This window comes from Roseovarius sp. (genome assembly GCF_040223625.1).
Taxonomy (GTDB): domain Bacteria; phylum Pseudomonadota; class Alphaproteobacteria; order Rhodobacterales; family Rhodobacteraceae; genus Roseovarius.
The window spans coordinates 15,765-39,007 of the sequence record NZ_JAVKFX010000033.1 but is presented as its reverse complement, the minus strand read 5'-3'; the positions used below and the strand labels follow the sequence as shown (position 1 = coordinate 39,007).

At 69.6% G+C, this 23,243-nt stretch carries 22 protein-coding genes; 14 read left to right on the top strand and 8 right to left on the bottom strand.

What is annotated here, in order from left to right:
* The 12 genes from RLN94_RS09530 (at position 1) to RLN94_RS09475 (ending at position 12,921) form a co-directional block, all read left to right on the top strand.
* Positions 1-819 carry a polysaccharide deacetylase family protein gene (locus tag RLN94_RS09530; RefSeq protein WP_350132370.1) on the top strand — a complete coding sequence of 273 codons (819 nt, stop codon included), beginning with the start codon at positions 1-3 and terminating at the stop codon, positions 817-819.
* Positions 816-1,547: an SDR family NAD(P)-dependent oxidoreductase gene (locus RLN94_RS09525; RefSeq protein WP_350132367.1), complete on the top strand. Its 732-nt coding sequence runs from the start codon at positions 816-818 to the stop codon at positions 1,545-1,547. The genes RLN94_RS09530 and RLN94_RS09525 overlap by 4 nt, the downstream gene beginning before the upstream one ends.
* Positions 1,547-2,284, top strand: a complete 738-nt coding sequence (locus RLN94_RS09520) for an SDR family NAD(P)-dependent oxidoreductase (RefSeq protein WP_350132365.1) — start codon at positions 1,547-1,549, stop codon at positions 2,282-2,284. The genes RLN94_RS09525 and RLN94_RS09520 overlap by 1 nt, the downstream gene beginning before the upstream one ends.
* 17 nt (positions 2,285-2,301) lie before the next feature.
* The gene (locus RLN94_RS09515; RefSeq protein WP_350132362.1) at positions 2,302-3,696 is read left to right on the top strand and encodes an amidase; all 1,395 of its coding nucleotides are present in this window, start codon (positions 2,302-2,304) and stop codon (positions 3,694-3,696) included.
* Between the two features lie 322 nt (positions 3,697-4,018).
* Entirely contained in the window at positions 4,019-5,467 is a 1,449-nt protein-coding gene (locus tag RLN94_RS09510) for a glycosyltransferase family 2 protein (protein WP_350132359.1), read from the top strand.
* A gap of 11 nt (positions 5,468-5,478) precedes the next feature.
* Positions 5,479-6,390, top strand: coding sequence for a glycosyltransferase family 2 protein (locus RLN94_RS09505; RefSeq protein WP_350132356.1), 912 nt, complete (start codon positions 5,479-5,481; stop codon positions 6,388-6,390).
* Positions 6,387-7,445 carry a glycosyltransferase family 4 protein gene (locus tag RLN94_RS09500; protein WP_350132354.1) on the top strand — a complete coding sequence of 353 codons (1,059 nt, stop codon included), beginning with the start codon at positions 6,387-6,389 and terminating at the stop codon, positions 7,443-7,445. Before RLN94_RS09505 ends, RLN94_RS09500 begins: the two co-directional genes overlap by 4 nt.
* Complete coding sequence (locus tag RLN94_RS09495; protein ID WP_350132351.1) at positions 7,442-9,511, top strand: catalase; 2,070 nt, start codon at positions 7,442-7,444, stop codon at positions 9,509-9,511. Before RLN94_RS09500 ends, RLN94_RS09495 begins: the two co-directional genes overlap by 4 nt.
* Positions 9,508-10,536: a glycosyltransferase family 2 protein gene (locus RLN94_RS09490; RefSeq protein WP_350132348.1), complete on the top strand. Its 1,029-nt coding sequence runs from the start codon at positions 9,508-9,510 to the stop codon at positions 10,534-10,536. The genes RLN94_RS09495 and RLN94_RS09490 overlap by 4 nt, the downstream gene beginning before the upstream one ends.
* A complete protein-coding gene (locus RLN94_RS09485; RefSeq protein WP_350132346.1) occupies positions 10,533-11,615 on the top strand; it encodes an acyl-CoA dehydrogenase family protein in 1,083 nt (360 codons plus the stop codon). Before RLN94_RS09490 ends, RLN94_RS09485 begins: the two co-directional genes overlap by 4 nt.
* Positions 11,612-12,337: a PIG-L deacetylase family protein gene (locus RLN94_RS09480; RefSeq protein ID WP_350132343.1), complete on the top strand. Its 726-nt coding sequence runs from the start codon at positions 11,612-11,614 to the stop codon at positions 12,335-12,337. The genes RLN94_RS09485 and RLN94_RS09480 overlap by 4 nt, the downstream gene beginning before the upstream one ends.
* Complete coding sequence (locus RLN94_RS09475) at positions 12,334-12,921, top strand: class I SAM-dependent DNA methyltransferase (protein WP_350132339.1); 588 nt, start codon at positions 12,334-12,336, stop codon at positions 12,919-12,921. Before RLN94_RS09480 ends, RLN94_RS09475 begins: the two co-directional genes overlap by 4 nt.
* Here the strand turns inward: RLN94_RS09475 and RLN94_RS09470 are convergent.
* The 7 genes from RLN94_RS09470 to RLN94_RS09440 all read right to left on the bottom strand — a co-directional run bounded on the left by RLN94_RS09470 (position 12,903) and on the right by RLN94_RS09440 (position 20,217).
* Positions 12,903-13,709 (bottom strand): Crp/Fnr family transcriptional regulator, encoded by an 807-nt coding sequence (locus tag RLN94_RS09470; RefSeq protein ID WP_350132336.1) that lies wholly within the window; start codon positions 13,707-13,709, stop codon positions 12,903-12,905. The two genes, RLN94_RS09475 and RLN94_RS09470, sit on opposite strands and share 19 nt — an antisense overlap.
* A 12-nt stretch (positions 13,710-13,721) precedes the next feature.
* Positions 13,722-13,910: a hypothetical protein gene (locus tag RLN94_RS09465; RefSeq protein WP_350132333.1), complete on the bottom strand. Its 189-nt coding sequence runs from the start codon at positions 13,908-13,910 to the stop codon at positions 13,722-13,724.
* Positions 13,911-14,131: 221 nt separating this feature from the next.
* A complete protein-coding gene (gene ligD / locus RLN94_RS09460) occupies positions 14,132-16,573 on the bottom strand; it encodes a DNA ligase D (RefSeq protein WP_350132330.1) in 2,442 nt (813 codons plus the stop codon).
* On the bottom strand, positions 16,570-17,436 hold the full coding sequence (gene ku, locus RLN94_RS09455) for a non-homologous end joining protein Ku (protein ID WP_350132328.1): 867 nt from the start codon (positions 17,434-17,436) through the stop codon (positions 16,570-16,572). Before ku ends, ligD begins: the two co-directional genes overlap by 4 nt.
* Positions 17,437-17,695: 259 nt before the next feature.
* On the bottom strand, positions 17,696-18,496 hold the full coding sequence (gene phnE, locus RLN94_RS09450; protein WP_350132325.1) for a phosphonate ABC transporter, permease protein PhnE: 801 nt from the start codon (positions 18,494-18,496) through the stop codon (positions 17,696-17,698).
* Positions 18,489-19,292 carry a phosphonate ABC transporter ATP-binding protein gene (locus RLN94_RS09445; protein WP_350158460.1) on the bottom strand — a complete coding sequence of 268 codons (804 nt, stop codon included), beginning with the start codon at positions 19,290-19,292 and terminating at the stop codon, positions 18,489-18,491. The genes phnE and RLN94_RS09445 overlap by 8 nt, the downstream gene beginning before the upstream one ends.
* 67 nt (positions 19,293-19,359) lie before the next feature.
* Positions 19,360-20,217 carry a PhnD/SsuA/transferrin family substrate-binding protein gene (locus tag RLN94_RS09440; protein ID WP_350132319.1) on the bottom strand — a complete coding sequence of 286 codons (858 nt, stop codon included), beginning with the start codon at positions 20,215-20,217 and terminating at the stop codon, positions 19,360-19,362.
* 105 nt (positions 20,218-20,322) lie between these two features.
* Here RLN94_RS09440 and RLN94_RS09435 point away from each other — a divergent pair, with 105 nt between their 5' ends.
* Both RLN94_RS09435 and RLN94_RS09430 read left to right on the top strand, forming a co-directional pair.
* Positions 20,323-21,447: an alpha-D-ribose 1-methylphosphonate 5-triphosphate diphosphatase gene (locus RLN94_RS09435; RefSeq protein ID WP_350132576.1), complete on the top strand. Its 1,125-nt coding sequence runs from the start codon at positions 20,323-20,325 to the stop codon at positions 21,445-21,447.
* Positions 21,440-22,228, top strand: a complete 789-nt coding sequence (locus RLN94_RS09430) for a GntR family transcriptional regulator (protein ID WP_350132317.1) — start codon at positions 21,440-21,442, stop codon at positions 22,226-22,228. Before RLN94_RS09435 ends, RLN94_RS09430 begins: the two co-directional genes overlap by 8 nt.
* A gap of 19 nt (positions 22,229-22,247) precedes the next feature.
* Here RLN94_RS09430 and RLN94_RS09425 read toward each other — a convergent pair whose 3' ends face one another.
* A complete protein-coding gene (locus RLN94_RS09425; RefSeq protein WP_350158995.1) occupies positions 22,248-23,180 on the bottom strand; it encodes a LysR family transcriptional regulator in 933 nt (310 codons plus the stop codon).
* Positions 23,181-23,243 lie beyond the last annotated feature (63 nt).

Sequence of the window (23,243 nt, the reverse complement as noted above, 5' to 3'; positions counted from 1 at the left end):
ATGAGCTTTACCACACGGGGCTTCCCCATGATGCTGACCTTCGATCTCGACTGCGAGACGATGTGGACCGCCCGCGACCCCGAGGCGCACAAACGCCCGATCCTGATGTCGCAGGGCGCCTATGGCTGGAAACGCGGCGTCTGGCGGGTGATGGACGTGCTGCGCCGTTACGGGGTGCAATCCACCTTCTTCATCCCCGGACAGGTGGTCGAGGCGCATCCCGAGGTGGTCGAGGCGCTCCTGAAGGACGGGCACGAGATTGCCCATCACAGCCACACCCACCGCTGGATCGTCACCCTGACCCCCGAGGAAGAGCGCGAGGAGATGGAGCGCGGCCAGCAGGCGATCATCGCGGCGACGGGGGCCGCCCCGCGCGGCTGGCGCTCTCCGGCGGCCGAGGTGACGCCGGTGACGATGGACCTGATCAAGGAATACGGGTTCTCCTATTCCTCGAACTTCTTCGACGACGACGCGCCCTACCTGCTGACGATCCGCGACGAGCCGACCGACTGTGTCGAGCTGCCGTTCCGCTACATCAACACCGACAGCCCCTATTTCCAGTTCGCCAAGATCCTGCCGGGCCGGACGATCACCTCGCCGCCCCAGGTGCTCGACACGTGGAGCTGGGAGTTCGACACGCTTTACGCCGAAGACCGGATGATGGTGCTGGCCTGTCACCCCGAGTTCATCGGCCAGCCCTCGGGCGCCATCCTGCTGGCGAGGTTCATCGAGCATGTGCAGGGCCATTCCAGCGTCTGGATCGACCGCTGCGACCGGATCAGCGACGACATGCGCGGGCTGCTGAAGGCCGCGGCATGAGCGATCTGGCGGGGCTGAGGGTTCTGGTCGCCGGCGGCGCCGCCGGGATCGGGCGGGCGACGGCGCTGATGATGCAGGCGCGTGGCGCCGAGGTGGCGGTTCTCGACCGGGCCGGGGGCGGGCCGGACGGCATGGCCCATGCCACGGCGGATCTGCTGGATGACGGGGCGGTGGCCGAGGCGGTGCAGGGCCTGTGCGAGGACATGGGCGGGCTCGACGTGCTGATCAACTCCGCCGGCATCGACCTCGAGGCGCCCTCGGCCGAGGTGACCGACGCGCAGTGGGAGCAGGTGATCGGCGTCAACCTGACCGGCCCCATGCGCACCGCGCGGGCGGCCTTTCCCTATCTCTGCCACTCGGAGCACGGCGCGATCGTCAACGTCTCCTCCGGCGCCGGGCTGCGGCCGATCCCCGACCGGGCGGCCTATTGCGCCTCGAAGGCCGGGGTGGTCATGCTGTCGAAATCGCTCGCCATGGACTGGGCCGGGCATGGCATTCGCGTCAACGCGGTCTGCCCCGGGGCGGTGGAAACCGGACTCTTCCGGCAAAGCTACGAGGGGCATGACGACCCCGACGCGCGTCTCGAACTGATCCGCGCGCGCTATGCGCTGGGCCGGGTCGGGGCGCCGGAGGAATTGGCCGAGGCCATCGTCTTTCTCGCCAGCCCGGCGGCCAGCTACGTCACCGGCGTGGCGCTGGCCGTGGATGGCGGGCGGAGCTTTCACTGATGCGGCGGTTCGCGGGGCGGCACGTGCTGATCACCGGCGGGGCCGGGGGCATCGGCGGCGCGACGGCGCGGCGCTTTGCCGAGGAGGGGGCGCGGGTGTCGGTGCTCGACCTGAACGCCGCCGAGGCGCCGGAGGGGGCCGAGGACCGCTGGCTGTCGCAGGCGCTCGACTGCACCGACCGCGCGGCGCTGGAAGCCGCGATTGAGGCGGCGGAGGCGGCATTCGGACCCGTCGATATCCTCTTCAACAACCTCGGCCAGAGCGGTCGGGAGCGCGCGTCGCTGTTTTGCGAGTCCGAGGAGGACGTCTGGCGCTTCGTCACCGAGATCAGCCTGATGAGCACCCTGCGCACCTCCCGCCTGATCGCGCCGGGCATGAAGGCGCGCGGGCAGGGCCGGATCGTCAACATGTCGAGCGACGCGGCGCTCTCGGGCGACCTGCGCCTTGCCGATTACGCGGCGGCCAAGATGGGGGTAATCGGCTTCACCCGCGCGCTGGCGATGGAGCTGGCGCCGCATGGCGTCACCGTCAACGCCGTCTGCCCCGGCGCCATCGCGACCGAGGCGCATGAGCGCATTCCGCGCGAGACGCTCGACGCGCTGGTGGCGGCCACGCCGGCAGGATTCATCGCCGCGCCCGAGGATGTGGCTGGGCTCGTGGCCTACCTCGCCTCGGACGAGGCGCGTTTCATCACCGGGCAGACAATCGCCATCAATGGCGGCCGCAACCTGTTGTAAAGACGGAGGTTTCCAAAATGACCGACATCGCCGACATGACGGCCACCGCCCTAGCCGCCGCGATCCGCGAGAAAGCGATCTCGCCCGTGGAGGCGGTCGAGGCCGCGCTTGCCCGGATCGAGGCACGGGCGGAGCTGAACGCCTTCGTCACCGTCACCGCCGAGGAGGCCCGCGCGCAGGCCAGGCGCGCCGAGGCGCAGGTGATGGACGGGGCCAAGCTGGGCCCGCTGCACGGCGTGCCCTTTTCGGTCAAGGACCTGATCAACACCGCGGGCGTGCGCACCACGCAGGGCTCGATGATCTTCGAGCACAACGTGCCGGGCGAAGACGGCGTGTCCGTCGCGCGGTCGAAGGCGGCGGGCGGCATCCTGATCGGCAAGACCACGACGCCCGAGTTCGGCCACAAGCCCGAGGCGACATCGCCCGTTTCCGGCCGCACCCTGCACCCGACCCATCCCGACCGCACGCCCGGCGCGTCAAGCTCGGGCTCGGCGGTGGCCGTGGCCGCCGGGATGGGGCCGCTGTCGATCGGGTCGGACGGGGGCGGGTCGATCCGCATTCCCGCCGCCTGCTGCGGGATCGTCGGGCTGAAGGCGACGCTGGGCACCATCCCGCACCTGCAATTGCCCGACCTGTTCGGCGCCAATTCCTATGTCGGGCCGATGGCCCGCGACGTGGCCGACACGCGGCTGTTCTTCGACGCGATGAAAGGCTTCGACCGGCGCGACCCCTTTGGACAGGCCGAGATGCCCCGCCAGCGCCGCGCCGAAAGCTTCGAGGGGTTGCGCCTTGCATGGCTGCCGCGCGCCGGCGCCAGTGTCGACCCGGAGGTCGCCGCCGCGACCGAGGCGGCCCTGCGCGGGATGGAGGCGCAAGGCGCCGTGGTCGAGGAGATCGAGCTTGATTTCAAGGCGTTCGAGGAGACCTTCCTGACCGTCCTGCGCAGCGGCCTTGCCGCGCGCGTGGGCCCGCACATGGACAAGTTCGGCAACGCCGTCGGCGAGACATTGCGCATCCGGATCGCCGAGGGCAGCCGCCTGACCGCCATCGACGCCGCCCGCGCGGCGGCCGACCGCACCCGCATGTTCCGCGATATCCAGCAGGTGCTGGCCCGCACCGATGCCATCGTCTCGCCGACGCTGACCGCGCCGCCGCTGAAGATCGACATCGACACCGCGGGCGATGTCGATGTCGCCGGCAACCGCGGCACGGTGCGCGGCGCGTGGTATCCCTTCACCTATCCGCTGAACCTGACCGGCCACCCGGCGATCTCGCTGCCCTGCGGAATGACGTCGGAGGGCCTGCCCATCGGGCTGCAGATCTTCACCGAATGGTACCAGGAAAGCTTCCTGCTCGATCTCGCCGCGCTGACCGAGGCGTTGCTGACCGACCGCGACGGGCGCGCGGCCTAACCGCGCCGCGCCTGAGTCCGGCGGGGCGCCTGCCGCCCCCGGTACGGCGGATTGACGCCGGTTCCCGGGTTTCCGGCCCCCCGCCGGGGCGTCGCCGCTGCTCTCGACGCACGGCCCGAGGCGGTAATTGCCCGTTCCCGCCTGAAACGGTTCCGCCCAACGCGCTGATAACCCTCGATTCCGCCCGAAGCCATGGCGCGCCGTCCCGCCGGGGCAAGGGCAGCGCCGGAATAACAAATGTTGCCGGAACGATTCCGACCCGGCCGCGGTTCTCCCTTCGTACGGCAGTCAGAGGACCGCCGGCCCTATCGGAGACCCGGCCATGCACAAATTCGACGGGAGAGGTGTATTCCTCTCGCTGATCCTGCTCGGCATCGCCATGCCCTGGCTGGCCCTCATCCCGGTGGCCGCGGCTCTGGTCGCGCAGGGGATTCTCGGCACGTTCAACCTCGCCGCCGCGTTCAGCCGACGCGAAGGCAGCCCGGTCCTGCCGGGCGGTTCGGCGCAGCCGCTCCGCTTCTCCGTTCACCTCGCCATTCACCAGGAGCCCCCGGCGGTGGTCAGCCGGACCCTGCAGGCGCTGGCGGCCCAGGTCGGCGCGCCGGATTACGAGGTCATCGTGCTCGACAACAACACCGCCGACCCGGCCCTCTGGCGCCCGGTCGAGGCGCTGTGCGCCACGCTCGGCCCGGCCTTCCGGTTCTACCACGAGGACGGGGTCGAGGGCGCCAAGGCGGGCGCGCTCAACATCGCGCTCGACCGGACCGACCCGGCGGCGAGCCACGTGATCGTGGTGGATGCCGATTACGTGGTCGAGCCCGATTTCCTGGCCATCGCGGCCCGCGAACTGCGCTCGGGCGGCGAGGATTTCCTGCAATTCCCGCAGGCCTATCGCAACGATGCGGGGCCGGTGGCCGGCCTGTCGCTCGAGCTTGCGGATTACTTCCTGCGCCACGCCCGCAAGGCCCAGGTGGCCGGCGCGATGCTTCTGACCGGCACGCTGAGCGTCATCCGCCGCAGCGCGCTGGAACAGGCCGGCGGCTGGAGCGGGCGGACCATCACCGAGGATGCCGAGCTTGGCCTGCGCCTGCGCCGGCTTGGCTTCCGCGGGCGGTTCGTCGACCGGCCGGTGGGGCGGGGCATCCTGCCGCTCGACCTGGCGGGGCTGTCGCAACAGCGCTATCGCTGGGCGGCGGGCAACCTCGACACGATCCGCTGCGGCTTCAGCGGGCTGTCGCCGCGCACGGCGGTGCAGGTCTTCTCGCAACTGACCGCGTGGAACAACCTTGCGCTGCCGCTGGCGGCGGGGCTGATCGGCGGGGTGCTGGCGATGCTCGCGGGCGGCGCCCCCGAGGCCGCGCTCTGGCTGACCACCCTGTCGGGGCTGGGGCTCGCCATGGTCTACCTGTCGGTCTGCCTGCCGCTGGTGCTGGTGGCGGCGGTGCGCGGGTCGTCGGGCGCGGCCACGGTGCTAAGCGCGCTGGCCTCGCGCATCACCATGATCCTGCCCTCCGCCATCGGCACGGTGGACGCGCTGCTCAACCGGTCCGGCGCCTTCCGGCGGACGGCGAAGGACGCGTCGGAGGCCTGTGACGCGGTCGGCCCGATCCTGCCCCTGCTGGCGGCATTCGGGGGGCTCGCCCTGCTGGCGGTGCCGCAATTGTCCTGGGCCGGGGCGCTCGGGCTGGTCCTCCTGATCCTGCCCTATCCGCTGGCGCTGGGCACCGGCCTGCGCCTTTCCGAATACCGCCGTTCGCTTGCCATTGCATAGGAGATTTTCCGATGACCCCCAGCGTGACCATCGTCATCCCGACCTACAACCGCGCCCGGGTGCTGCCCCAGGCGATCGAGGCCGCGCTGGCGCAGTCGCACCCCGAGACGACCGTGCTGGTGGTCGATGACGGCTCGACGGATGAGACCGGCGAGGTCATCGCCCGCTACGCCGCGCATCCGCGCTTCACCGGCGTCAGGCTGGCCGCCAACGTCGGCACGGCGCAGGCCAAGAACGTGGGCATCGCCCTGTCGGACGCGGAGGCCATCACCTTCCACGATTCCGACGACGTGCCGCACCGCGACAAGGTCATGCGGCAGGCCCGGGTGATCGGCAACGAGACCATCGGCGCGCATCCCTGCCTGAACTGGCGCCTGTCGGGCCGCGAGCCGGAGACGCCGATACAGGTCGGCGCCGTGCTCACCCATCACGAGCTGATCCTGCCGGATGGCGAGCGGGTGGAGATCCGCCGCACGCTCAGCCTTGTCGACGATTTCTTTCCCAACCTGCAGATGGCCGCCGGAGTGCCGGGGGACTGGACGCACGTCAACTCGGGCCTGTTCCACCGGTCGGTCTTCGACCGGCTGGGCGGGTTTTCCGACTGTATCGAGGAGGACCGCGAGTTCCGCAACCGGTTGATCATGGCGGGCGAGGTGCTCTGGGTGATCCCCGAGATCCTGCTCACCAAGATCGAGTCGCCGGACGGGCTGACCATGCAGGGCGAGACCGATTACGACAGCCCGCGCCGCATCGCCGACCGCAAGCGGGTGTGGGACGCGGTGGCGCGCTGGTTCGCCACGCGCGAGGTCGACCCGGTGCCGATCGACCTGTCGATGGTGCGCATCCGGTCCTGCACCAACCCCGCGCTTGTCGATCGCGCCGCGCTGGCGCGGCTTGCGATGCGCCCGGAGCGGGTGGCATGAGCGGCGGCATCACCTTCATCGACCCGATGGCGCCACGGCCCTATAACGGCGCGCCGGGCGGGCTGGCAGGGCTCGGCGGGACCGAGGCGACGCTGGTGAAGATCGCCGAGAGCCTTGCGGGCCATCTGCGCGTGACGGTGCGGCAGGCGGCCCGGCAGGGCGACGGCCTGTCCGGCCGGGTGCGCTATGCGCCGCTAGATCTCGGCCGCCCCTTGCCCGAGGCGCCCGGCATGATCGTGGTGTTGAACTCGTGGAAGGTCGCGCCCAAGCTGGCGCGTCTCAATCCGGGCGCGCGGGTCGTCGTCTGGCAGCATGTCTTCCCGGGGCGCCACAACCGCGCCCTCGCGCCACGGCTGAAGGCGGCCGGGGTCGAGCTGCTCTGCGTCTCGGCCGCGCATGCGGACTGGCTGCGGGGCTTTCTCGGCGCCGATGCGCCCGTCATCGGCCATATCCACAACCCCATCGCCGACGACCTTGCGCCGGACGACACACCGCGGAACCCGGACCTCTTGCTCTTCGCCTCCTCGCCGCACAAGGGGCTGGGGCAGGTCTTTCGCCGGTTCGAGGCGCTCCGCACCGACTTCCCCACGCTCCGCCTTGCCGTGGCCGACCCCGGCTATCTCGCCTGGCCCACCGGGCCGGTGCCCGAGGGGGTGATCCCGCTCGGCCGGCTCGATCAGCCGCGGCTGATCGGCTGGATGCGCCGGGCGCTCTGCCTGTTCTACCCGCAGGACCAGTTCGCCGAGACCTTCGGCCTGGTCATCGCCGAGGCCAATGCCGTGGGCTGCCCGGCGCTGCTGCACCGGGGGCTGGGGGCCAATGACGAGGTCGCCTCGGACCCCGGCCAGTGCCTCGACACCGCCGATCCCCAGGCCATCGCCGCGCGCATCGCCGAATGGCGCCAAACGGTCGGCCAGCGCCCCCTCGCGCAGGCGCAGCCCCGCTTCCGCATGTCCCGCATTGTCGATCTGTGGGCCGGCCAGCTTCCCGAGGCGCCGGCGCGCGATCCCCATGTCCCGATCCACCCAGCCGAAAAAGAGAAAGGCACAGCATGACTGACAAGACGAAGGTCAAGACCGAGAGCAAGCCCGGAAACGGCGGCGAAACTCATCAGGTGGCCGGCGACGGTCACGAAACGATGACCACCCAGGTAGGCATGCCGATCTCCGATGATCAGAACACGCTGAAGATCGGCGATCGCGGCCCGACCCTGGTCGAGGACCAGGTCTTCCGTGAGAAGCTGTTCCACTTCGACCACGAGCGTATCCCCGAACGCGTGGTCCATGCCCGGGGCTACGGCGTGCATGGCACGTTCGAGCTGACCGAGGACCTGTCGGATCTGACCCGTGCAAGAATCCTGACCGAAGTCGGGGAAAAGACTGATGTCTTCGTCCGGTTTTCGACAGTCGCCGGCAACAAGGGCTCGTTCGACCTCGCCCGCGACGTGCGCGGTTTCGCGGTCAAGCTCTACACCAAGGAAGGCAACTGGGACCTCGTCGGCAACAATATCCCCGTCTTCTTCATCCAGGACGCGATCAAGTTCCCCGACCTGATCCACGCCGCCAAGCAGGAGCCCGACCGCGCCTTTCCGCAGGCGCAGACGGCGCATGACAATTTCTGGGATTTCATCTCGCTGATGCCCGAGGCCACGCACATGGCGCTCTGGATCATGTCCGACCGGACGATCCCGCGCTCCTTCCGGTTCATGGAGGGCTTCGGCGTGCATACCTTCCGGCTGGTCAATGCCGAAGGCAAGTCAACCTTCGTCAAGTTCCACTGGAAGCCCCGGCAGGGGATGCAGTCGGTCCTGTGGGACGAGGCGGTCAAGATCAACGGCGCCGACCCGGATTTCCACCGCCGCGACATGTGGAACGCGATCCAGTCGGGGGACTACCCGCAATGGGATCTGGGCCTGCAGATCTTCGACGACGCCTTTGCCGACAGCTTCGATTTCGACGTGCTCGACGCCACCAAGATCATCCCCGAGGAACAGGTGCCGGTGCGCAAGGTCGGCACGCTGACGCTGAACCGGATGCCCGACAACTTCTTCGCCGATACCGAGCAGGTCGCCTTCCAGACCGGCAACATCGTGCCCGGCATCGACCATTCGAACGACCCGCTCCTGCAGGGGCGGAACTTCAGCTACCTGGACACGCAGTTGAAGCGGCTGGGCAGCCCGAACTTCAACCACATCCCCATCAACGCGCCGAAATGCCCCTTTGCCCACCTCCAGCAGGACGGGCACATGGCGATGCACAACCCCGTGGGCCGCGCGAATTACGAACCCAACAGCCATGGCGAGGGGCCGCGCGAAGTCCCCGAGCGCGGCTTCCGCTCCTACCCGGCCGAGGAGGCGGGCACGAAACAGCGCGTCCGCTCGGAAACCTTTGCCGACCACTACAGCCAGGCCCGGCAGTTCTACCTCAGCCAGACCGATGTCGAGAAGGACCACATCGCCGACGCCTTCATCTTCGAGCTCAGCAAGGTCGAGCGGCTGGCGATCCGGCAGCGGATGGTGGGCCATCTCATCCATGTCGACGAGGGGCTGGCCGAGATGGTGGCCGAGGGGTTGGGCCTCGCGGAAATGCCCGAGGCGCCCGAGCCCGCGCGCCCGGTGATCGAGACCGAGCCGTCGCCGGCGCTCAGCATCCTCAAGAACGCGCCCGAAAGCTTCGCGGGCCGCAAGCTGGGCGTGCTGCTGACCGATGGCATCGACGGCGGCCGGTTCGATGCGCTCAAAAAGGCGGCCGAGGCGGCCGGGGCCAAGGTCGAGGTCGTGGCCGAGAAGGTCGGCGGCGTGACCACCGCCCGGGGCAAGACCATCGAGGCCCACGAAAAGCTCGATGGCGCGCCCTCGGTGCTCTACGACGCAGTGGCCGTGATCGCCTCGGAAGAGGGGGCGGCCAAGCTGGGCCGGATGCACGGCGCGCGCGCCTTCCTCGCCGATGCCCACGCCCACAAGAAGTTCATCGCCCTCTCGCCCGAGGCGCGCGAGGGGTTCTGGCCCGCGGCGGTGCCCGCCGATCCGGATGACGGCGTCATGGTGCTGGACGAGGGCGAGGGGGCGACCGCCTTCCTCGAGGCCTGCGCCGCCCTGCGCTTCTGGGAGCGCGAGGCATGAGCCCGCCGCTCCATCATCGGCAGGGGTTCGGGCCGCCGGGGCCATGGCCGGTCGCCGTGACCATCCCCGCCCGGAACGAGGCCGAGCGCATCCTCCCCTGCCTCGACGCCGCCCGTCACGCCCTTCGTGGGCGTGGCGGGATCGTCGTTGCGGTCAACGGATCGCAGGACGGCACGCTGGCCGGGGCCCGCGCATGGTTCGACCGCACCGGCACGCCCGGCCTGCTGCTCGACCTGCCCGACACGCCGGCCGGCGGGGTGGGCGCTGTCCGGCACCTTGCCGTCCGCGCCTGTGCCGCGCGGCTGGCGCCGGGGGCGGCGGTGATGACCACCGATGCCGACAGCACGGTCTTCCCCGACTGGATCGACGCCAATCTCGACGAGCTTCGCCGCGCCGACCTGGTGTGCGGCACCGTCATCGCCGACCCGGGAGAGTTCGCGCGCCTGCCACCGGCCATCGCGCGGCTCGGGGCGGTGGAGGGGGAATACGTGGCGCTGACCCTCGCGGTGCGGCGGCTGATCGACCCGGTGCCGCATGACCCCGATCCCGGCCACATGAACGCGGCCGGGGCGAGCCTTGCCTTCCGCATGCCGCTCTACCGCGACGTGGGCGGTTTCCCGGCGCAGGCGGGGTCCGAGGACCGCGCCCTTGCCGCCGCCGCCGAGGCACGCGGCTGGCGGGTGCGGCACAGCGCGACGGCCCGGGTCAGCACCTCCTGCCGGCTCGAGGGGCGGGCGCCGGGCGGCATGGCCGAGGCGCTGGCCGGGCGGATCACCGGGGCCGACCCGCTGGTCGACGAGGCGCTCGAGCCCGCCGCCGAGACCGTGCTGCGGGCCCGCCTGCACCGGGCCCGGCGGGAGATGCTGGCCCGTGGCGGGCCGGCCGGGGCGCTGGCCCGGATCGACGCGCGGCTCGCCGCGATCGGGCGGGTCCGGATGCGCCTGTCGGACGTGGCCCGCGAGACGCCGCTGCTGGCGCGTGAACTGTCCCGGCTGTCGGGACCGGAGGAAAGGGAAACGGCATGACACTGCACAAGGTGACCCGGGCGGACGCCCCGAGCGAAGACGAGGCCCTGTCGAGCATCGCGGCGCTTGCCGTGCCCGCGGATCAGGACCGGCGCAGCCTCGCCGGCGACATGTACCGGCTCTCGCAATGCGGGCTGCTGGGGGCGCTCAGCCGCGCCGGCGACCCGGTGCAGCAGGCCACGATCCTGCGCCGCATCGGCCGGGCCAGCCTGTCGGTCGGGCGGCTGGCCGAAGGGCACATGAACGCGATGAAGCTGATCCTGCTCTACGGCACGCAGGCGCAGGTCTACCGCTATTCGCTCGAGGCGCGGCAGGGCATGGTCTTCGGTGTCTGGGGCGCCGACGACGACCCGCCGGTGACGGTCGCGGCCGACACCGGCGAAAGGCTCCGGCTGAGCGGGGGCAAGCGGTTTGCCTCGGGCCTCGGCACCGTGTCGCGCGCGGTGGTCACCGCCGGGCAGGCGGAAGGGGTCCGGCTGGCCGTGGCCGATGTCACCGATGCCGGCCGGGCCGATGCCGCGGCATGGGACACGAGCGGGATGCGCGCCACCCGGTCGGGGCGCTACGATTTCGACGGGATCACGGCCGACGCGCTGGGCGCCCCCGGCGATTACCTGCGCGAGCCGCATTTCCAGGGCGGCGTCTGGCGCTATGCCGCGGTCCAGACCGGCGGGCTGGAGGCGCTGGCCGAAGAAGTCCGCCAGGCCGTGCGCGCCGGCGGTGACCCGGGCGAGGCGCGGCTTCACCGGCTGGCGCGGATCGTGTCGCTGGCGCACCGGGCCCGGCTTCTGGTCGAGGATGCCGCCCGGCAGGCCGAGGCGCCCGGCGCGGGCGCTATGGCCGTGGCCCTCTCCCTCGCCGCGCGCGAGGAGGTGGAGACGGCCTGCCTCGAGGGCATCGCGTTGGCCGACCGCGCGCTCGGCACCCGGTCCTTTGCCCGTGGGCACCGGGCCGAGATGATCCGCCGCGATCTCGGCTTCTTCCTCCGGCAGGCCGATCTCGACGGCAAGCTGCGGATGGTCGGCGACACCCTTTGCAAGGCCGATGTGCCTGTCGGCGAGATATGGAGCGGAAGATGAGCCATTTTACCCCGATCGTCGCATCGGCGCGGGTCGCGCCCTATGCGGAACTGGCGGAGCTGACGGGCCCCGGCGACGTGCTGGTACTGGCCCCGCATCCCGATGACGAGTCGCTGGGCATGGGCGGGGCGATTGCCGCGGCGGTAGAGGCCGGGCACGCGGTGCACGTGGCGGTCGTCACCGACGGCTCGCGCTCGCACCCAGGCTCGCACAGCCACCCGCCAAAGGTGCTGAGCGCCCTGCGCAAGGCCGAGGTCACCGCCGCCGTCACCATCCTGACCGGGGGGCGCACCACGCCGATCTGGCTGGGCTATCCCGACCTGTGGGCACCCGAAACCAACGAGGCCTTCGCCGAGGTGGCGGAACGGCTGGCCCCGGTCCTGCCCGGCGTCACCGCGATCTGGACCACCTGGCCCGGCGACCCGCATCCCGATCATCAGCGGGTCTGGCGGCTGGCCCTGTGGTGCGCGGCCGGCGCGGCGCGGCCGCGGGTCTTCGGCTGTCCGGTTTGGGGCCGGGTGCAGAACCCGGTGATTGGCGCCGGCTGCGAGGGTATGCTGCAGTTCCGCACGGGGCCCTACCGCGCGCTCAAGGCGCGGGCGATCGCGGCCCATGCCTCGCAGATGACCGGCCTGATCAGCGACACGCCCGACGCGTTCCGCATGCCGCGCGAGCTTGCCGAGCATTTCGTCTCGACCGACGAGATCTTCATCCCCGCATGACCCGTGACGCCGCCTCCTTCGAACAGCTTTACCGGGACCGGCCCGACCCGTGGGATTACGAGACCAGCTCCTACGAGGCCGAGAAGTACCGCCGCTGCCTGGACCTGCTGCCGCGGGCGCAATACGGGCGCGGGCTCGAGATCGGCTGTTCCATCGGGGTGATGAGCGCGATGATCGCCGCCCGCTGCGACAGCCTGCTCGGGCTCGACGTCGCGCCGACCGCCATAGAACGGGCCCGGGCGCGGGGCATCCCGAACGCCCGGTTCCGCCGGGCCTCGGTGCCCGAGGACTGGCCGGGCGGCACGTGGGACCTGATCGTGTTTTCCGAGGTGCTTTATTACCTCACGGCGGAGGCGCTGGACGAGACGATCTCGCGCGCCGCCCAAAGCCTCGCCCCCGGCGGCACCTGCCTCGTCGCCGGTTATGACGGTCCGACGGAGACGGCGCTCTCCGCGCCCGAGGTGGAGGCGCGGCTGCTGGCCGGCCTTGCCGCCGCCCGGCCGCGCCACCTCGTCCGCCGCGACCGCGAGCCCATGTGGATCGCGGCCAGCTTCCAGTGTCTCGCTCAGTCTTCGGGCAGGTAGAGGTAGGACGGATCGTACCCCGCCAGTTGCCGCAGCCGGCCCCGGTCATGGATCTCGGCATAGCCGTCCCGCACGGTACACAGCCCGCTTTCCCGCAGGTCGCGGATCACCCGGCTGACATGCACCGTCGAAAGGCCGGTGATCTCGGCCAGGTCCGATTGCAGCAGAGGCAGCGGCAGCGCCGCGCCCTCCATCTCGTTCGCGTTGTGCAGGCGCAGATCCATCTCGCAGATGAAATCGGCGACCGAGGCCAGCGCCCGCAGCGGGCTGGTCCGGAACAGCCAGTGGCGATGCACCGAGGCGTCGATCATCGTCAGCCGCCACAGCGCCCGCGCGTCCTTCGGCGAGCCGGCGATGATCTGGTCGAGGCACTCATGCGGAAACATCGCGATACGCACGTCGGTCAGGCTGCAGACATCGTGGTCGAGGGCCTTCATCGGCAGGCCGTGCAGGTCGATGAAATCGCCCGGCACCTGGATCGAGACCATCGCGCGCGAGGACGCGCCGTTGGCCGCGCCACGCACGTAGCGCGCCATGACCCCCTCCAGCAGCAGCGCACTCCTGTCGAGCCGCTCGCCGGCCTCCGACAGGGTCTCGCGCGGGCCCATCGTCCGGATGCCGGAGCAGCAGCGCTGCAATCGCTTCCAGAGCGCGGCATCGAGCTGCCCGACCATCCCGCGCCGATAGCTGTCGGGGAGGGGCGTGAGGGCAGGGGGGGTGTTCGTCTCCTTCGGGTCTGCCGCGGTCCCATGGGACTCGCGGCCATTCTCACTGGCTAGGCGAGACACGGGCCAATTCTCCTATTCTTCATCCATCTCGATAATCGCATCGGCCCGTGCGGCGCCCTCGGCGCCCGCGTGAACCGGGGTCTGGAACGGCGCACCGACCGGGCGGATCCCCGGCGTCATGCAGGCGGGCACGGCCGCGCAGAACAGCGCATCGTGGAAAAGCCGGTCGCGACCGGGAAGCCAGGTCTGTGCAGGTTCCATGCGCGCTTAACGCGCGTGGCGGTGTTTCGTTCCCGTCCCGTCTCGGCCGGGCGCCCCGTTCGCCGTTGCGCGGACACCCACATATTGCGCCCCCGCCCCGGGACGCCGCATTAACCAACGGCTTTGCCGACCCCGACACCGACGCGATACCGACGAAATACCGACGTGATACCGACGTCGAAACCCCAGCAAAACAACGCCGTTAACCATCGAATCGCCGCTCAGCCTGTCGACCACGCCTCCAGCGCCTCGACCACCTTGGCCGTAATGCCCGCCGGTTTCGCCGCCTCCAGCGGGCAGGGCCGGGCCAGCCGCGCCTCCATGTCGTCCACGTGAAACCCGTCCGGCGCCTTCAACCGGTCCAGCTCGTCCCACGTCACCGGCACCGCCACCGCCGCCCCTTCCCGCGCCCTGAGCGAATAGGGCGCAACCGCCGTCGAACCCCGCTCGTTGCGCAGCCAGTCGACAAAGGTCCGCCCCTTGCGCTTCTTCTTCGACATGGTCGCCGTGTAGCGCTCCGGCGCCCGCTCGGTCAGGATGCGGGCGAAGGCCTGCGAGAAAAACTTCACCGTCTCCCACCCCGCCACGCGCCTGAGCGGCACGATCACGTGCACCCCCTTGCCGCCGGTCACCATCGGCGCGCTGTCGAGCCCGCAGGCCGCCAGCCCCTCGCGCACCTCCCGCGCCGCCTTCACCACCTCGGCAAAGCCCAGCCCCTCGTCCGGGTCGAGGTCGAAGACCATCCGGTCGGGCCGCTCGATCCGGTCCCGCGCGGCGCCCCAGACGTGAAACTCCAGCGTTCCCATCTGCGCGGCACCCAGCAGCCCCTCGGCGCTGGTGACATACATGTAATCCTCTGTTCCGCCGTCCTTTTCCTCGATCGGCAGGCTCTTCACCCCCGCCGGAAACCCCTTCCCGGCATGCTTCTGGAAGAAGCACTCGCCCCCCAGCCCGCCGGGACAGCGCAACAGCGACAGCGGCCGGTCGCCGGCATGGGCCAGCATCCGCCCGGCCACCCGTTCGTAATGCCGCGCCACCTCGCCCTTGGTCAGCCCGGCCCCGGGATAGACCACGCGCCCGGGACTGGAAATCCGCACGCCCGCCACGCGGATGTCATCCCCGGCGTCCACATCCGCCTCCGCCGCGGCGCTCACCTCGCCCGCCGCCTTGTCCTCGCGCAGGCCCTTGAACACCCCGTGCCGGATGCGCCCCTCGCCGGTGAACTCGGCATATTCCACCTCGGCCACCATCTCCGGCCGGCACCAGCGCGCCCCCTTCGTCTCGGCGGGCAACTCACCCTCGAACGGCGCCGTCTTGCGCCTCATCGCCTTCAGCCGCGCGCCGACCTCCGCCAGCGCGTCCTCGTCGAACCCGGTGCCCACCCGGCCGCGATAGATCAGCCGGCCTCCCTCGTAACTGCCCAGCAACAGAGAGGAAAACGCCCGCCCGCGCTTGTCGGAAGGCGACCAGCCGCCCACCACGAACTCGGCCCGCCGCAGGCATTTCGACTTGATCCACGCCCGCCCGCGCCCGGCGCGATAGGGCGCATCCAGCCGCTTCGAGATGATCCCTTCGCCCCCCGCATCGCACATCGCCGCCAGCGCGGCATGGCCCTCGCCCTCGATCACCGGGCTCAGCCGCAGCACACCCCTTGGCGGCTGCCCCTTGAACAGCCGTTCCAGCGCCTTGCGTCGCTCGCGCAGGGGTTTGCCGGTCAGGCTCTCGCCGTCCAGCGCAAGGCAGTCGAACACGTAACAGGTCAGCGCCCCGCCTTCAGTCAACGCCCGCTGCAGCGCCGAGAAATCGCCGCCGCCGCCCCCGGCGATCACCTCGCCGTCGATCAATGCCGACTGGCATTTCAACCCCGCCGCCGGGTCGCACAGCGCGCCGAACCGGTCCGACCAGTCCTTGCCGTTCCGGGTGAACAGCCGCACGCCCCCCTTGCCCACGGCAATGAGACAGCGATAGCCGTCGAACTTCGCCTCGTGCTGCCAGTCCTCGCCCTCGGGCGGGGCGTCGCGCAGCGTGGCAAGCTGGACCTTCTGAAACCGGGGCAGGGGCTTTGAGTGTTTCGCCGGCGTCACCCCCTCGCGCCCCCGGGCGATATCGCGCATCGCCCGGCCGGTGGTGACGCTGGTCTTGTACTTGTTGACCAGCGCATCGGCGCTCCGCCCGGCGAAAGCGTCCCGCTCCTTGATCAGCAGCCAGTTCTCGCGTTTTTCGCCCTTCTTCGCCCGCATCCGCACCAGCGCCCAGCCGCCCTTCATCCGGCTGCCATGCACGCGGAAATGCAGCTTGCCCTTCTCCAGCCCTTCCGCCGGATCGTGCAGCGGCTCCCACCAGCCAGCATCCCACAGCATCACCGTGCCGCCGCCATATTCCTTTTCCGGGATCGTTCCCTCGAAGGCGCCATAGGACACCGGGTGATCCTCGGTCCTGACCGCCAGCCGCTTCTCGCCCGGATCGCTCGACGGGCCCCGCGTCACCGCCCAGGACAGCAGCACGCCTTCCCATTCCAGCCGGAAATCGAAATGCAACCGCCGCGCGTCGTGCTTCTGCACCACGAAGGACAGCCGGTCACCCCCCGCCTCGACCAGCTCGGCGCGCGGCTCGGGCGTGACCTCGAAATCGCGCTTGCCGGAATAGGCCTCGAGGCTCCTCATGAGGCCTTCTTCTTGCCCTTGCTGCTGCTACTGCTCTTGCTGCTGCTGCTCTTGCTGCCGGATTTACGGCTGTTGCTTTGCTTCAGGCTCTTCTTCAGCGCATCCATCAGGTCGACCACGTTCTCGCCCTCGGGCCGCTCGTCATCCTGCGAGGACTTGGCGCGCGGGGTCTTCTTCGATTTCATCTTGCGGTCGATCAGGTCGCGCAGCGCGGCGGCGTAGTGATCCTCGAAGGCGGCGGCGTCGAACGGCGCGGTCTTCTTGTCGATCAACTGCGTCGCCACCTCCAGCAACTCCTTGTCCGTCGCCTCGTCCTCGATGCCGGCGAACATCGGCTCGGCTTCGCGGATCTCGTTCTGGTAATGCAGCGTCTCCATCAACAGCCCGTCGCCACAGGGCCGGATGGCGCAGAGATATTCCTTCCCCCGCATCGTCAACTGCCCCAGCCCGGCCTTCTTGGTCTGGCGCAGCGCGTCGCGCACCACGCGATAGGCATCCTCGGCCAGCTCGTCCGACGGCACCACGTAATAGGGCCGGTCGAACCAGATCGGCGCGATCTCCGACACCTCGACGAACTGGCTCAGCTCCAGCGTCTTCTTGGTTTCCAGCTTGATGGCGTCGATCTCGTCGGGCTCCAGCAGGATGTATTCGCCGTCATCCGTCTCGTAGCCCTTCATGATGTCGTCGGATTCCACCGGCCCGACCCCCTGCACCACCTTCTGATAGCGCACGGGCTTGCCGCTGGGCTTGTGTATCTGGCGGAACGACACCTGGCTGCCGGAGTTGCGGGCCGAATGGATTTCCACCGGGATCGAGACCAGCGACAGCCTCAACTGCCCTTTCCAGATTGCACGAGACGCCATCACCTTTTCCTTTCCCATGGGGCAGGCGGGCCGCGCCGGAACGGCCGGCCCCGTTCCCTGTCAACCCGATGGGCGGCGAAAAGTTTCCGTTTCGCCTGCCGGGCGCGGCGGCGGGCCGGGCGCGACGGGTTAAGGAAAAGGTGACGGATTGCGGGTTGGATGGTCGCGACAGGCCGGCCCGGGGCGCATGGCGCGCCCGCCGCGAAATCGCCCCGTCGTTAACCTTCTGGTAACCTCTTCCGGCGCGCCGCCCCGGCGCCTACTGGATCCGGGCGCGCAGCTTGTCGGTGCAGACCTCCATCACCAGCACGATCAGGAAGATCGCAAGGATGATCATCGACGCGTTGCGGTACTGGAAGAGATCGAAGGCCACCTTCAACTCCTGCCCGATGCCCCCCGCCCCGACTAGGCCCAGCACCACCGAGGACCGCACCGCCTTTTCCAGCGCGAACAGCGACGAATTGATCAGCGACGGCATGATATCGGGCAGAATGGCCCCCACCAGGATCGAGCCCTTGCCGGCGCCGATGGCCGACAGCGCCTCCTGCGGCTCTTTCTCGGCGTCTTCCATCGCCTCGGCAAAGAAACGCCCGCAAAACCCTATGGTGTCGACCACGATGGTCATCGTCCCGGCCACGGCACCCAGCCCGATGGAGGCCACGAACAACAGCGCCCAGACAAGGTCGGGCACGGTGCGCAGGAACGACACGAAGGCCTTCACCAGGAAACTGCCCCGCCCGAACGGCGAGACGCCGCGCGCGGCGCACCACGCGATGGGCAGGCTCAGCACGATCCCGATCGCCGCGCCCACCAGCGCGATCTGGAAGGTCTCGAGAATGCGCATCCCGATCCGGGCAAGAAAGGCCGGCTCGGTGTTGGGCGGCAGCATCCGGCCCACGAGGTCGGCCATGCCCGGCACGCCCTCGGCCAGTTGCTGCGGCGACGGGGCGACCTTGCCCATCGAGGCGATGATCACCGCCCCGAGCGCCACCAGAAGCGCGAAGTTGAGGGCGGAAAACCCTTCGAACCGGCCGGGTTGGGGGAAACCGCGCTCAGCCATCGAACACGTCGTGAAGATTGGCCCGGCTGACCTTTCCGGCCGGACGGTCGAAATGCACCCGGCCGCCCTTGAGTGCGACGACCCGGTCGGCATAGTCCGTCGCGTGGGCCATGTCATGCGAGGTGTAAAGCAGCGTGATGTCATGCTCCCGGCACAGGGTCGCGAACAACTCCATGACGTTGCGGCCCGACACCGGGTCAAGGCTGGCGGCCGGCTCGTCGGCGATGAGAAGCCGGGGCTTGCGTACCAGCGCGCGGGCCACGGCGACCCGCTGCTGCTGCCCGCCCGACAGCGTATCCGCGCGCAGCATCGCCTTGTCCGCAAGGTTGACCGCCTCGAGCGCCTCAATCGCCCGGCCGCGCCAGTCCTCGGGTGCCAGGCTGTGACAGAAGGCGCGCCAGCTTCCCGGCTCGCCGAAGAGCCCGTGAATGACGTTCGACAGCACCGAGCGCCGCCGCACGAGGCAGTGTTTCTGGAAGACGAACCCGGTCTGCCGCCGCATCCGCAGGCGCTGGGCCCGGCTTGCCTGCGGGCCCACCGGCTCGCCAAAGCAGGTCAGGTCGCCGCCGGTAATGGGATGCAGCCCGATCAGGCATTTCAGAAGGGTCGATTTCCCGCTGCCGTTCGAGCCGATCAGCGCCACCCGCTCGCCCGCCTCGATGCGCAGGTCGACCCCGTCCAGCACCACGGCGCGCCGGGAATAGGCCTTGCACAGGCCGCGCGCCTCGATCAGCGGCTCGGGCCGGGCCCGGGCGTCCGCTGCGGCTGGCCGGATATCTGTCAGGTGGTCGAGCATGGCGCCCTTTCGGCGGTGGCGGGTCCGGGGGCCTGCCGGCCCCCGGTCGCGTGGTATGCAGCCGGGCTCAGTTGCCGACGAAGGCCTTGGTGTCGACGCCGATCGTCTTGTACATCGCGCGGACATAGTCGTACTCGCTGTCCTCGACCTTGGTGAGGAAGAAGCCGCCCTTGTATTTCTGGTTGTCCTCGCCGGTCAGGATCGCGCTCATCAGCTCGGCGCCATGGTCGACGAAGGCCGCCTTGACGTCGGCGATGGTGGCGTCGTCGAGATCGGACCGCGCGACGAGGATGTCGTTGGGCAGGTCGCGGCCGCGGGCCACCACGGTGAAGGACGTGTCGGGAAACGCCTCGCGGATCCGCGACAGGTGGCCTTCGTTCATGCCCACCGCCTGCACGTCACCGCGGATCAGCGCCTCGACCGCTACGTTACGGGCGATGATCTGGGGCTGGTAGTCGGTGTTGTAGGCAAGCCCGAAATCGGCCAGAACCTGTGCCGGGCCAAGGTGTTGCGAGGTCGAGCCGACCGAGCCGAAGGTCACGGTCTTGCCCTTGAGGTCCTGCACCGACTTGATCGGGCCGTCCGACAGCGTCACGACCTGCGCGAAGTAGTTCGGGCGCTGCCACGCGGTCACGATCTTGGCCTTGGTCAGCTCGTTGATCACCACGTATTCGGCCGGGCCGGTCAGCACCAGGTCGACCTTGTCCTGGTTCAGCGCCTCGACCGCGGCGGTGCGCGAGCTGACGGGGAAAAGCTCGATATCGTGGCCGGTCAGCTCTTCCAGCTTGGTCTCGAACGCGCCGAATTCCTGTTGCAGCGCCTCGAGACCCTCGATGTCGGTCACGGCGAATTTCAGGCTTTCGGCAGTGGCGGGGAAGGAGGCCGCGACGGTCACGGCGGCGGCGGCGAGCAGGGAACGGATCATGGTCCTCTCCTATCTTGTCCAGGGTTGTGTACACAGGAACGTCACACGGCAATGGCATAGGGGATTCGATTGAAGCTTTGATGACATGCGGATGGTGACGTGAAGATGGTGTGTGACTGGACGATCAGCGGCGGCACGGTGCTGGGCCCCGAAGGTTTCGCGGCGACGGAGCTGCACGTGGAAGGCGGGCGCATCGCCGGGGCACGCCCCCCGGGCGCCGCACGCCACGATGCCACCGGCGCCTGGGTGCTTCCGGGGATCGTCGACCTGCATGGCGACGCGTTCGAGGCCATCGCCCAGCCCCGGCCGGGCGTGCACATGCCCTATGACCTGGCCTTTGCCGAGGCCGATGCCCAGATGATCGCCAACGGCATCACCACCGCCTTTCACGGCCTCACCGTGTCGTGGGAGCCGGGGCTGCGCGACATCGGCGTTACCCGCCGCCTGCTCGACGCCCTCGAGGCGGCCGGCCCCTCGCTGACCTGCGACACGCGCCTCAATATCCGCTGGGAGACCTTCGCGCTGGATCATGTCGGCGAGGTGCTGGGCTGGCTCGACCGCCGGCCGGGCGACATCCTGTCGATCAACGATCACACCACGGCCAACCACACGTTCGGGACGGACAGCAACAAGCTCAAGCGCATGGCCGCCCGGATGGGCCTCACGCCGGAGGAGGCCAAGACCGAGATCAACCGGATCTGGGCGCGGCGGGACGAGGTGCCGGCCACGATCGACCGCATCTGCCGCGATGCGCTGGCGATGGGGCGCACCCTCCTGTCGCATGACGACGCCACGGCAGAGGACCGCGCGGCCGGCCGGGCCTGCGGCGTCACGGTGGCCGAGTTCCCGCTCAGCGAGGCGGCCGCCCGGGCGGCACGCGAGGCGGGCGAGCACGTCATCCTCGGGGGGCCGAACGCACTCAGGGGCGAAAGCCACAACGGGGCCCTCTGCGCGACCGGCGCCATCCGGGACGGGCTGTGCACCGTGCTGGCCTCGGATTACTACTACCCCGCGCCGCTGCACGCCGTCCTGCGCCTGCATGATGCGGGCATCCTGCCGCTGGACAAGGGCTGGACGCTGGTCGCCTCCAACCCCGCCGCCGCCGTCGGGCTGGAGGATCGCGGCACGCTTGCCCCGGACCGGCGGGCCGACCTGCTCGTTCTCGATCAGGCAACGCGCAGGGTGAGGGCGGTCTTCGTCAACGGACGGAAGGTGTTCGCCCGTGACTGAGCTCTCGCCCGACCGCGCCGAGGAATTCGGCCTCAAGGCGCTTGCCGCGGAAGAATACGCCCCCCGCGCCACGCGCGCCATCTGGCTGCAGATCTACGACCGGCTTGCACACGCCATCGACCAGCGGCTCGTCGCCCCGGGCAGCCGCCTTCCGGGCGAAGTGCAACTGGCCGGGATGTTCCGGGTCAACCGCGTGACGATGCGCCGGGCGCTGGCGCTGCTTCAGGTCGAGGGCCGGCTTCAGGCGCGCCGCGGTGTCGGGATCATCGTCCGGCACTTGCCCCGCACCTTCGTCATTCGCAACGACATGCGGTTCTCCGATTCCCTCGTGGGCGCGACGGAGGAGGTGACCTCCCGCGTCCTGCACCTTGCCCGCACCACGCCCAGCCCCGAGGCGGCACGGCTTTTCGGGCTTGGCCCCGGCGAGCAGGTGATCGCCCTGCACCGGGTGCGCCTGCTCGATGGCGGGCCGATCTATTTCACTCGCAAGGAACTGCCCGCCGCGCGGTTCCCCGGTTTCGAGCGGGTGTTCGAAGAGACGCAATCGGTCAGCGCCGTCTACAAGGCCGCGGGCATTCCGTGGTTTCGCCGGGCCGAGACGCGGGTGCAGGGCGGCCTTGCCCGGCCCGACGAGGCCGAGATCCTCGGGATCAACGCCAACACCCCGGTGCAATACGTGACGGCGATCAACCGCGCCCCCGATGGCGAGCCCATCGAGCTGGGGCGCGGGTGCTGGCCGATGACGAGCGTGGAGTTCGTGTTCGGCGACACGGACAGGTAGCGCGTTTCTTCGCGGCCGGTCAGATGTCCCACTCTGCCGTAACGTAGGCCTGCATGTCCCGGATGGAGTCGGCCAGGAAGCTGGCGAATTCCCGGGTGAAGCGGGCCTGGCTGACATAGGCCGGGGTGAGAATGGAGATCGCGCTGCTGACACGGGGGCGGAACGGTCGCAGGACCAGGTCGGACGCCCCCGCGCCAAGGCGCAGGTGGCTGTAGGCGGTGATCATGTCGCAGACCATGTAGCAGAACCCTTCCGAGACGAAATGCATGCCCGGGAAGAAGGTTCGCAGCTCGAGCCTCTTGTTCAGCCGCATTCCGGCCGCCACGAAGGCGGCCTCGAGCTGCACCTTGGTCGTATGCTCGTCGAAGAGGATGCCCATCGGCTTGTCGTGCAGGTCCGCGGGCGTGATCAGCGGCAGGTCCGCCAGCGGGTCGTCGGCGCGCATTACGCAGACGCAGTCGAGGTCGAAATCGGTCTGCCGGATCGAGGCGCGCGGCACCGGCGTTTCCGAGAACCCGATGTCGAATTGCTGCGAGGCGATCAGGTCTTCGATCACCACCGACGATCGCATGATCAGGGCAAGCTCGACCTCCGGCCTGTTCTTCACGAAGGACGTCAGGACACTCGGCAGGAAAGAGCCGGAGGCCGCAGGGAAACAGGCGATCCGCAGCTTTCCCTTCTCCAGCGAGCCGATGCGGCCCAGCGTCTCCTTGGTGCGGTCGAGCCGGGCGAGGATCGCCTCGGTCTCCTCGAGGAAATACCGCGCCTCGGGGGTGGGCGACAGCTTGCCGTTCTCGCGCAGGAAAAGTGGAAATCCAAGCTCCTGTTCCAGCGCCGAAATCATGATGCTCACCGCCGGCTGCGTGCGCCCCACGGCCTCGGCCGCCTTCGAGATGGAGCCACTGCGCATGACTTCACGGAACGTCGTCATCTGGCGAATGGACAGGTTCATATGACTATAAATGGGATTAATGGGGTCAGAAATATTACTAAATTGATCTTATACAACTTGTCC

Bases quoted from the DNA above. Each gene is read 5' to 3' on its own strand.
- RLN94_RS09530 (WP_350132370.1), top strand. From the start codon at position 1: ATGAGCTTTACCACACGGGGCTTCCCCATGATGCTGACCTTCGATCTC.
- RLN94_RS09525 (WP_350132367.1), top strand. From the start codon at position 816: ATGAGCGATCTGGCGGGGCTGAGGGTTCTGGTCGCCGGCGGCGCCGCC.
- RLN94_RS09520 (WP_350132365.1), top strand. From the start codon at position 1,547: ATGCGGCGGTTCGCGGGGCGGCACGTGCTGATCACCGGCGGGGCCGGG.
- RLN94_RS09515 (WP_350132362.1), top strand. From the start codon at position 2,302: ATGACCGACATCGCCGACATGACGGCCACCGCCCTAGCCGCCGCGATC.
- RLN94_RS09510 (WP_350132359.1), top strand. From the start codon at position 4,019: ATGCACAAATTCGACGGGAGAGGTGTATTCCTCTCGCTGATCCTGCTC.
- RLN94_RS09505 (WP_350132356.1), top strand. From the start codon at position 5,479: ATGACCCCCAGCGTGACCATCGTCATCCCGACCTACAACCGCGCCCGG.
- RLN94_RS09500 (WP_350132354.1), top strand. From the start codon at position 6,387: ATGAGCGGCGGCATCACCTTCATCGACCCGATGGCGCCACGGCCCTAT.
- RLN94_RS09495 (WP_350132351.1), top strand. From the start codon at position 7,442: ATGACTGACAAGACGAAGGTCAAGACCGAGAGCAAGCCCGGAAACGGC.
- RLN94_RS09490 (WP_350132348.1), top strand. From the start codon at position 9,508: ATGAGCCCGCCGCTCCATCATCGGCAGGGGTTCGGGCCGCCGGGGCCA.
- RLN94_RS09485 (WP_350132346.1), top strand. From the start codon at position 10,533: ATGACACTGCACAAGGTGACCCGGGCGGACGCCCCGAGCGAAGACGAG.
- RLN94_RS09480 (WP_350132343.1), top strand. From the start codon at position 11,612: ATGAGCCATTTTACCCCGATCGTCGCATCGGCGCGGGTCGCGCCCTAT.
- RLN94_RS09475 (WP_350132339.1), top strand. From the start codon at position 12,334: ATGACCCGTGACGCCGCCTCCTTCGAACAGCTTTACCGGGACCGGCCC.
- RLN94_RS09465 (WP_350132333.1), bottom strand. From the start codon at position 13,910: ATGGAACCTGCACAGACCTGGCTTCCCGGTCGCGACCGGCTTTTCCAC.
- ligD (WP_350132330.1), bottom strand. From the start codon at position 16,573: ATGAGGAGCCTCGAGGCCTATTCCGGCAAGCGCGATTTCGAGGTCACG.
- ku (WP_350132328.1), bottom strand. From the start codon at position 17,436: ATGGCGTCTCGTGCAATCTGGAAAGGGCAGTTGAGGCTGTCGCTGGTC.
- phnE (WP_350132325.1), bottom strand. From the start codon at position 18,496: ATGGCTGAGCGCGGTTTCCCCCAACCCGGCCGGTTCGAAGGGTTTTCC.
- RLN94_RS09445 (WP_350158460.1), bottom strand. From the start codon at position 19,292: ATGCTCGACCACCTGACAGATATCCGGCCAGCCGCAGCGGACGCCCGG.
- RLN94_RS09440 (WP_350132319.1), bottom strand. From the start codon at position 20,217: ATGATCCGTTCCCTGCTCGCCGCCGCCGCCGTGACCGTCGCGGCCTCC.
- RLN94_RS09435 (WP_350132576.1), top strand. From the start codon at position 20,323: ATGGTGTGTGACTGGACGATCAGCGGCGGCACGGTGCTGGGCCCCGAA.
- RLN94_RS09425 (WP_350158995.1), bottom strand. From the start codon at position 23,180: ATGAACCTGTCCATTCGCCAGATGACGACGTTCCGTGAAGTCATGCGC.